Genomic DNA, 7487 nt, shown 5'->3' with positions numbered 1-7487 from the left:
GAGTTTCGGCGGCCATAGCGAGAAGGAAACGCCCGGTCACATTCCGAACCCGGAAGCTAAGCTTCTCAGCGCCGATGGTACTGCAGGGGGGACCCTGTGGGAGAGTAGGACACCGCCGAACATTTTTTGAGAGAAGGCCGGCCCCTTGCGGGGTCGGCCTTTTCGCATTTCCGCGAGGTCGCACCGTTTCTCGCGAGGTCGCACGGTTCTTCGCGAGGTCGCACCGTTTCTCGCGAGGTCGCACCGTTTATCGCTCGGTCGGACGAGCTCAGGTGACTCGGCCGGGGAGAAGCCCTGCGGCGCGCATCGCCCGCGCGAAGTCGGGAAGGTCCGTGAGCGCCGGTGATCCCCATCGCTCGCACTTCCATTTCGTCGCGGCTTCGACAGCGGCTTCCCGCTCCTGCTGGAGCTGCATGATCTCGTCGACGGTGCGGCCCCGGAGGATCCCGGCGTCCGAGTACTTGATCTGCCCGTCGAACTCACCCCATTTGCAGAGATGCGGCCATGCGAAGTCGAGCAGCGCATAGCGTCCGTTGCGAAGCTCGACCCGATACTGCAGTTCGGGGGTGGGGACGCCGAGCTCCCACATCCACAATCGACTCACGCTTTCGCCGGGCGACCCCGCCCGGCCATCGGCGAACTCGGTCACGAATCGTGCTTGACGGATGCCACGCGCGCCGGGGTGGGTGCAGACACGCTCGCGGACAGCCTGCCGGAACCTCTCGGCCTCGGGTTCGTCGTACGTGTTCGTCTTGTCGTCCCAGGCGACCTTGTGCAATGCGGCGTCGAAGACGACGACCGCCGCTTCCAGCGACACGCTCCGGATGACGTCATAGACGGTCCGCTCAAGCGAGGTCACCCGCATCCCGTCGACCGTGGCGATGTCGGCGTGGGGGAGCGGAACATGATGTCGACGGATGTCCCCGCCGTTGCTCCGGGTCGCGCCCGCGGGGAGGGCAACGTCGACGCGATCGGCGTTGAGGCGAAACAGAGGCAGCCCGTGGAGCGCAGCTGCAGTGATGTGCGTGATCGTGCACTGTGTGTTCTTGAGCGACGCCCACACGGCGGAGGCGCGCACGCGCAGGCGGTCCTCGACGAAGAGCCCGGACCAGGCTGCGTCGAAGACGTACACCCCGGAGCGCAGTCGGCTTACGTGGTCGGATGTGACGAGTGGATGCGGCATCCGGCCGGCATGGATGGGGAGGGGCTCGTGATCCTTCAGCAACATGCCAGTACTCTGCCGCGCACGCGCATCGGTCGGGCGGCGGCATCCGCGATCTGTGGATATCTCGGGGGTCGGCACCTGCTGTGGAGGAGTGGACGAACCTGATGCCGACGTACGCGACCTCGCGAGGATGCGTGCGACCTCGCGAGATCCCGTGCGACCTCGCGAGATCTCGTGCGACCTCGGCGTGAGGCGGCCGGGCGGCAGGGCGGCCGGATTTGCGACACGCCCGGGATACACGTAGACTGTTGAGGTTCCATATTCCGGAAAGTGCGCCCAGGCGCGCGCCGGATCACTGCCAGGGCAGTGCATAGACGAGAGTCTAGGCCGCGGGCAGCAGAACGAGCACAGGACGGGTGAAGATCCGTCGGACTGTGCGCCACATCCCTCACACCACTTCCTTGCGGGGCAGTCGCGTGCGTGGGAGCCGGGTGCCCGGCATCCGGTCTGACAGCAGAACAGTGGTGCAGCATCACCGGAACAGCCGGTGCACGTGCCAAGGCGCGCAAGCGTCGTCGTGCGTCCAATGCGCGAAAGCGTAAGACGCGAGAAAGAGAGTGAGCAGACAATGGCGGGACAGAAGATCCGCATTCGCCTGAAGTCGTACGATCACGCGGGGCTTGACAGCTCGGCGCGCAAGATCGTCGACACCGTGACCCGTGCCGGCGCCTCCGTCGTCGGCCCCGTGCCGCTTCCGACCGAGAAGAACGTCGTGTGCGTCATCCGGTCGCCGCACAAGTACAAGGACAGCCGCGAGCACTTCGAGATGCGCACCCACAAGCGTCTGATCGACATCATCGACCCGACGCCCAAGGCCGTCGACTCGCTGATGCGCCTTGACCTGCCGGCCGATGTCAACATCGAGATCAAGCTCTGAGGTTCGACATGGCTGACATCAACAACAAGACTTCCAAGGGACTGCTGGGCACCAAGCTCGGCATGACCCAGGTGTGGAACGAGCAGGGCAAGCTCGTCCCCGTCACCGTGATCGAGATCGCGCCCAACGTGGTCACCCAGGTCCGCACCCCCGATAAGGACGGCTACAACGCCGTCCAGATCGCCGCGGGCCAGATCGACCCCCGCAAGGTCACCAAGCCCCTCGAGGGCCACTTCGAGGCTGCCGGCGTCACGCCGCGCCGCCACGTGACCGAGATCCGCACCGCGGACGCCGCTGACTACTCACTCGGTCAGGAGCTCACCGTGGACGGCACCTTCGAGGCCGGCCAGCTGGTCGACGTCGTCGGCACCAGCAAGGGCAAGGGCACCGCGGGTGTCATGAAGCGCCACAACTTCAAGGGTGTCTCGGCCTCGCACGGTGCACACCGCAACCACCGCAAGCCCGGTTCGATCGGCGCCTCGTCGACCCCGAGCCGTGTCTTCAAGGGCATGCGCATGGCCGGCCGTATGGGTGGCGAGCGCGTGACCGTCCTCAACCTCACGGTGCACGCCGTCGACGCCGAGAAGGGTCTGCTGCTCGTCAAGGGCGCCGTCCCCGGCGCGCGCGGCCGCATCGTCTACGTCCGCAACGCAGTGAAGGGTGCCTGAGTCCATGGCTGACACGACCCTCGACGTCCGCAAGGCGGATGGCAAGAAGGCCGGCTCGGTCGAGCTGCCCGCCGCCATCTTCGACGTCAACACCAACATCCCGCTGATCCACCAGGTGGTCGTCGCACAGCTCGCGGCCGCTCGCCAGGGCACCCACTCGACCAAGCGTCGCGGTGAGGTCTCGGGCTCCGGCCGCAAGCCGTTCAAGCAGAAGGGCACCGGCAACGCGCGCCAGGGCTCGATCCGCGCACCTGAGCACACCGGCGGTGGCATCGTCCACGGGCCGAAGCCGCGCGACTACGCGCAGCGGACCCCCAAGAAGATGATCGCCGCGGCTCTGCTGGGTGTGCTCAGCGACCGCGCCCGCGGTGAGCGTCTGCACGTGGTCGAGTCCTTCGGTCTGAAGGATGCCCCGTCCACCAAGGCTGCTCTCTCGGTCCTCAACGACCTGGGTGCCGTCAAGAACGTCCTCGTCGTCGTCTCGCGCGACGATGAGCTGACCGTCAAGAGCGTGCGCAACCTCACCGAGGTGCACGTGCTGACGTTCGACCAGCTGAACGCCTACGACGTGGTCGTCTCCGACGACATCGTCTTCACCAAGGCCGCCTTCGACGCGTTCGTCGCGTCCAAGAGCGGTGCCACCGAGGAGGTCTCGGCATGACCGCCGTGAACAAGGACCCGCGCGACATCATCCTGAAGCCGGTCGTCTCCGAGAAGAGCTACGGCCTGATCGACGAGGGCAAGTACACGTTCTACGTGGACCCCCGCGCGAACAAGACCGAGATCAAGCTCGCCATCGAGAAGATCTTCGGTGTCAAGGTGGCGTCGGTCAACACGCTGAACCGCGTCGGCAAGGCCCGTCGCACCCGCTTCGGCACCGGCAAGCGCAAGGACACCAAGCGCGCCGTCGTGACCCTGAAGTCGGGCACCATCGACATCTTCACGGCAGTCGGCTGACGGTCGGGATAGAGGACTAGAACATGGCTATTCGCAAGTACAAGCCCACGACCCCGGGTCGCCGCGGCTCGTCGGTGGCAGACTTCGCCGAGATCACCCGATCGACGCCGGAGAAGTCGCTGCTGAAGCCGCTCTCCAAGACCGGTGGTCGCAACAACCAGGGCCGCATCACCACCCGCCACATCGGCGGTGGCCACAAGCGCCAGTACCGCGTCATCGACTTCCGTCGCAACGACAAGGACGGCATCAACGCCAAGGTCGCGCACATCGAGTACGACCCGAACCGCACCGCGCGCATCGCGCTGCTGCACTTCGTCGACGGCACCAAGCGCTACATCCTGGCGCCGGAGAAGCTGCGTCAGGGCGACATCGTCGAGTCGGGTCCCTCGGCCGACATCAAGCCCGGCAACAACCTGCCGCTGCGCAACATCCCGACCGGTACCGTGATCCACGCGATCGAGCTGCGTCCGGGCGGCGGCGCCAAGCTGGCCCGTTCGGCCGGTGCGAGCGTCCGTCTGGTCGCCAAGGACGGCCCGTACGCGCAGCTGCGTCTGCCCTCGGGCGAGATCCGCAACGTCGACGCGCGCTGCCGCGCCACGATCGGCGAGGTCGGCAACGCCGAGCAGTCGAACATCAACTGGGGCAAGGCGGGCCGCAACCGCTGGAAGGGCATCCGCCCGACCGTCCGCGGTGTCGTCATGAACCCGGTCGACCACCCGCACGGTGGTGGTGAGGGTCGCACGTCCGGTGGTCGTCACCCCGTGACGCCGTGGGGCAAGCCCGAGGGCCGCACCCGCCACGCGAACAAGGAAAGCGACAAGTACATCGTGCGTCGTCGCACCGCCGGCAAGAAGCGCAAGTAGGTAGGAACAGAAGATGCCACGCAGTCTCAAGAAGGGCCCCTTCGTCGACGAGCACCTGCTTCGCAAGGTCGCTACGCAGAACGAGGCGGGTACGAAGAACGTCATCAAGACCTGGTCGCGTCGCTCGATGATCGTCCCGGCCATGCTGGGTCACACGATCGCCGTGCACGACGGTCGCAAGCACATCCCCGTGTTCGTCAGCGAAAGCATGGTCGGACACAAGCTGGGCGAGTTCGCGCCCACCCGCACCTTCCGCGGCCACGAGAAGGACGACAAGAAGGGCCGCCGCCGCTGACGCGGGGGCGCAAGAGGAGAGAGAAATGGTGGAGTCCATCGCACGCGTGCGACACATCCGCGTGACCCCTCAGAAGGCTCGTCGTGTCGTCGCTCTCATCAAGGGCAAGCAGGCCGAAGAAGCCCTCGCCATCCTGAAGTTCGCGCAGCAGAGCGCCAGCGAGCCGATCTACAAGCTCGTGGCATCCGCCGCCGCCAATGCACGGGTGAAGGCCGACGCGGCCGGCGAGTTCCTTGATGAGCAGGATCTGTACGTCAAGAACGCCTTCGTGGACGAGGGGACGACGCTCAAGCGTTTCCAGCCCCGCGCACAGGGCCGCGCGTTCCAGATCAAGAAGCGCACGAGCCACATCACCGTCGTGCTCGCGACCCCCGAGGTCGCCGAGGCCGGCGCAGCAACGAAGAAGGCGAGCAAGTAATGGGACAGAAGGTAAACCCGTACGGCTTCCGCCTCGGCATCACCACCGACCACGTGTCGCGGTGGTTCTCCGACTCGACGAAGCCGGGCCAGCGCTACGCCGACTACCTTGCCGAGGACATCAAGATCCGGCAGCTGCTCCAGAAGCAGCTGGACCGCGCCGGTGTCTCGAACATCGAGATCGAGCGCACCCGTGACCGCGTCCGCGTCGACATCCACACCGCCCGTCCGGGCATCGTGATCGGTCGGCGTGGTGCGGAGGCCGAGCGCATCCGCGGTGAGCTCGAGAAGCTCAGCGGCAAGCAGATCCAGCTGAACATCCTCGAGGTGAAGAACCCCGAGGCCGACGCTCAGCTGGTCGCCCAGGGCATCGCCGAGCAGCTTTCGGCCCGCGTGGCGTTCCGTCGCGCGATGCGCAAGGGCCTGCAGGGCGCGCAGCGCGCCGGCGCCAAGGGCGTCCGCATCCAGGTGTCGGGCCGCCTCGGCGGCGCCGAGATGAGCCGGTCGGAGTTCTACCGCGAGGGCCGTGTGCCGCTGCACACGCTCCGCGCGAACATCGACTACGGCTTCTACGAGGCGCGCACCACCTTCGGCCGCATCGGCGTGAAGGTCTGGATCTACAAGGGCGACCTCACCAACAAGGAGCTGGCTCGCGAGCAGGCGAACCAGAAGCCCGCCCGCGACCGCGGTGACCGTCGTCGTGCCCCGCGCAACGAGGCACCCGTCGCAGAAGGAGCATCGGCGTAATGCTTATTCCCCGTAAGGTCAAGTTCCGTAAGCAGCACCACCCCGGGCGCAGCGGCCAGGCCACCGGCGGCACGAAGGTCTCCTTCGGCGAGTTCGGCATCCAGGCATTGACCCCGGCGTATGTGACCAACCGTCAGATCGAGTCCGCTCGTATCGCCATGACGCGTCACATCAAGCGTGGCGGCAAGGTGTGGATCAACATCTACCCCGACCGCCCGCTGACCAAGAAGCCCGCTGAGACCCGCATGGGTTCCGGTAAGGGCTCGCCCGAGTGGTGGGTTGCCAACGTCAAGCCGGGCCGCGTCCTCTTCGAGGTCGCGGGCGTCGACGAGCAGCTCGCTCGTGAGGCGCTGACCCGTGCCATCCACAAGCTGCCCCTGAAGGCACGCATCATCAAGCGCGAGGAGGGCGACGCGTAATGGCGATCGGCACCAAGGAGCTCGCCACGAGCGAGCTCGACACGTACGAAGACCAGCGCCTCGTCGAGGAGCTCCGCAAGGCGAAGGAAGAGCTGTTCAACCTGCGCTTCCAGTCCGCCACGGGCCAGCTGGAGAGCCACGGCCGCATCCGTGCGGTCAAGCGCGACATCGCGCGGCTGTACACCGTGATCCGCGAGCGCGAGCTGGGCATCCGTGCCACGCCCGCTCCGGTGGAGACGGGCAAGGCGAAGAAGAGCAAGGCGAAGAAGGCGGATGCCGCTGCCGACGCCGAGGTGAAGGAAGAGGCTGAGTGATGGCCACCGCGAAGAAGGCCGAGGCCGAGGTCGTCGAGACCGCCGGTCACGAGCACGCTGAGCACGACGTCCGCGCGGCGGGCGCCCGCGGCTACCGCAAGTCCCGCCGCGGTTACGTCGTCAGCGACAAGATGGACAAGACGATCGTCGTCGAGGTCGAGGACCGCGTGAAGCACCCCCTCTACGGCAAGGTCATCCGCCGCACCGAGAAGGTCAAGGCGCACGACGAGAACAACACCGCCGGCATCGGCGACCTCGTCGTCATCAACGAGACCCGGCCGCTGAGCGCCACCAAGCGCTGGCGTCTGGTCGAGATCCTCGAGAAGGCCAAGTAAATGATTCAGACAGAGTCCCGACTCAAGGTCGCCGACAACACCGGCGCCAAGGAGCTGCTCACCATTCGTGTGCTCGGCGGCTCCAACCGTCGCTATGCCGGTCTGGGTGACGTCATCGTCGCCACCGTCAAGGACGCCATCCCCGGCGGCAACGTCAAGAAGGGCGATGTCGTCAAGGCCGTGGTCGTGCGCACCGTGAAGCAGACCCGTCGCGCCGACGGCTCGTACATCAAGTTCGACGAGAACGCCGCCGTGCTTCTGAAGAACGACGGGGAGCCCCGCGGCACCCGTATCTTCGGCCCGGTCGGTCGTGAGCTTCGTGACAAGAAGTTCATGAAGATCGTCTCGCTGGCCCCGGAGGTCATCTGAT

Annotated in this window: 13 protein-coding genes and 1 rRNA gene; 13 read left to right on the top strand and 1 reads right to left on the bottom strand. The window is 66.4% G+C overall.

Annotation, left to right across the window (positions count from 1 at the left end):
* The first annotated feature begins 4 nt into the window (after positions 1-4).
* Positions 5-121 (top strand): 5S ribosomal RNA (rrf, locus tag ABMQ42_RS06705).
* Positions 122-268: 147 nt separating this feature from the next.
* Here rrf and ABMQ42_RS06700 read toward each other — a convergent pair.
* On the bottom strand, positions 269-1228 hold the full coding sequence (locus ABMQ42_RS06700) for a hypothetical protein (RefSeq protein WP_349722069.1): 960 nt from the start codon (positions 1226-1228) through the stop codon (positions 269-271).
* A gap of 565 nt (positions 1229-1793) precedes the next feature.
* Here ABMQ42_RS06700 and rpsJ point away from each other — a divergent pair.
* From rpsJ to rplN, 12 genes are read left to right on the top strand one after another with little or no spacing between them, the layout of a single operon-like run.
* Positions 1794-2102, top strand: coding sequence for a 30S ribosomal protein S10 (gene rpsJ / locus ABMQ42_RS06695; protein ID WP_029145857.1), 309 nt, complete (start codon positions 1794-1796; stop codon positions 2100-2102).
* 8 nt (positions 2103-2110) lie between these two features.
* Positions 2111-2770 (top strand): 50S ribosomal protein L3, encoded by a 660-nt coding sequence (gene rplC, locus ABMQ42_RS06690; protein WP_349722068.1) that lies wholly within the window; start codon positions 2111-2113, stop codon positions 2768-2770.
* A 4-nt stretch (positions 2771-2774) separates the two neighbouring features.
* Positions 2775-3431, top strand: a complete 657-nt coding sequence (rplD, locus tag ABMQ42_RS06685; RefSeq protein ID WP_349722067.1) for a 50S ribosomal protein L4 — start codon at positions 2775-2777, stop codon at positions 3429-3431.
* A complete protein-coding gene (gene rplW / locus ABMQ42_RS06680) occupies positions 3428-3727 on the top strand; it encodes a 50S ribosomal protein L23 (RefSeq protein WP_029145860.1) in 300 nt (99 codons plus the stop codon). The genes rplD and rplW overlap by 4 nt, the downstream gene beginning before the upstream one ends.
* Positions 3728-3750: 23 nt before the next feature.
* A complete protein-coding gene (gene rplB, locus ABMQ42_RS06675; RefSeq protein ID WP_349722066.1) occupies positions 3751-4590 on the top strand; it encodes a 50S ribosomal protein L2 in 840 nt (279 codons plus the stop codon).
* A 13-nt stretch (positions 4591-4603) separates the two neighbouring features.
* Positions 4604-4885, top strand: coding sequence for a 30S ribosomal protein S19 (rpsS, locus tag ABMQ42_RS06670; protein ID WP_129385849.1), 282 nt, complete (start codon positions 4604-4606; stop codon positions 4883-4885).
* A 25-nt stretch (positions 4886-4910) separates the two neighbouring features.
* Entirely contained in the window at positions 4911-5303 is a 393-nt protein-coding gene (rplV, locus tag ABMQ42_RS06665) for a 50S ribosomal protein L22 (RefSeq protein WP_349722065.1), read from the top strand.
* Positions 5303-6049, top strand: a complete 747-nt coding sequence (rpsC, locus tag ABMQ42_RS06660; RefSeq protein WP_275277533.1) for a 30S ribosomal protein S3 — start codon at positions 5303-5305, stop codon at positions 6047-6049. The genes rplV and rpsC overlap by 1 nt, the downstream gene beginning before the upstream one ends.
* A complete protein-coding gene (gene rplP / locus ABMQ42_RS06655; RefSeq protein WP_129385843.1) occupies positions 6049-6468 on the top strand; it encodes a 50S ribosomal protein L16 in 420 nt (139 codons plus the stop codon). The genes rpsC and rplP overlap by 1 nt, the downstream gene beginning before the upstream one ends.
* Entirely contained in the window at positions 6468-6782 is a 315-nt protein-coding gene (gene rpmC / locus ABMQ42_RS06650) for a 50S ribosomal protein L29 (RefSeq protein ID WP_349722064.1), read from the top strand. The genes rplP and rpmC overlap by 1 nt, the downstream gene beginning before the upstream one ends.
* Complete coding sequence (gene rpsQ / locus ABMQ42_RS06645) at positions 6782-7117, top strand: 30S ribosomal protein S17 (protein ID WP_349722063.1); 336 nt, start codon at positions 6782-6784, stop codon at positions 7115-7117. Before rpmC ends, rpsQ begins: the two co-directional genes overlap by 1 nt.
* Positions 7118-7486, top strand: coding sequence for a 50S ribosomal protein L14 (rplN, locus tag ABMQ42_RS06640; RefSeq protein WP_153745446.1), 369 nt, complete (start codon positions 7118-7120; stop codon positions 7484-7486). It abuts the gene before it with no gap.
* Position 7487: the final 1 nt, after the last annotated feature.

This window comes from Microbacterium sp. KR10-403 (genome assembly GCF_040196215.1).
Classification (GTDB): Bacteria; Actinomycetota; Actinomycetes; order Actinomycetales; family Microbacteriaceae; genus Microbacterium.
Note: the sequence above shows the minus strand (reverse complement) of the source record. Positions and strands in the feature narration are given on the sequence as shown.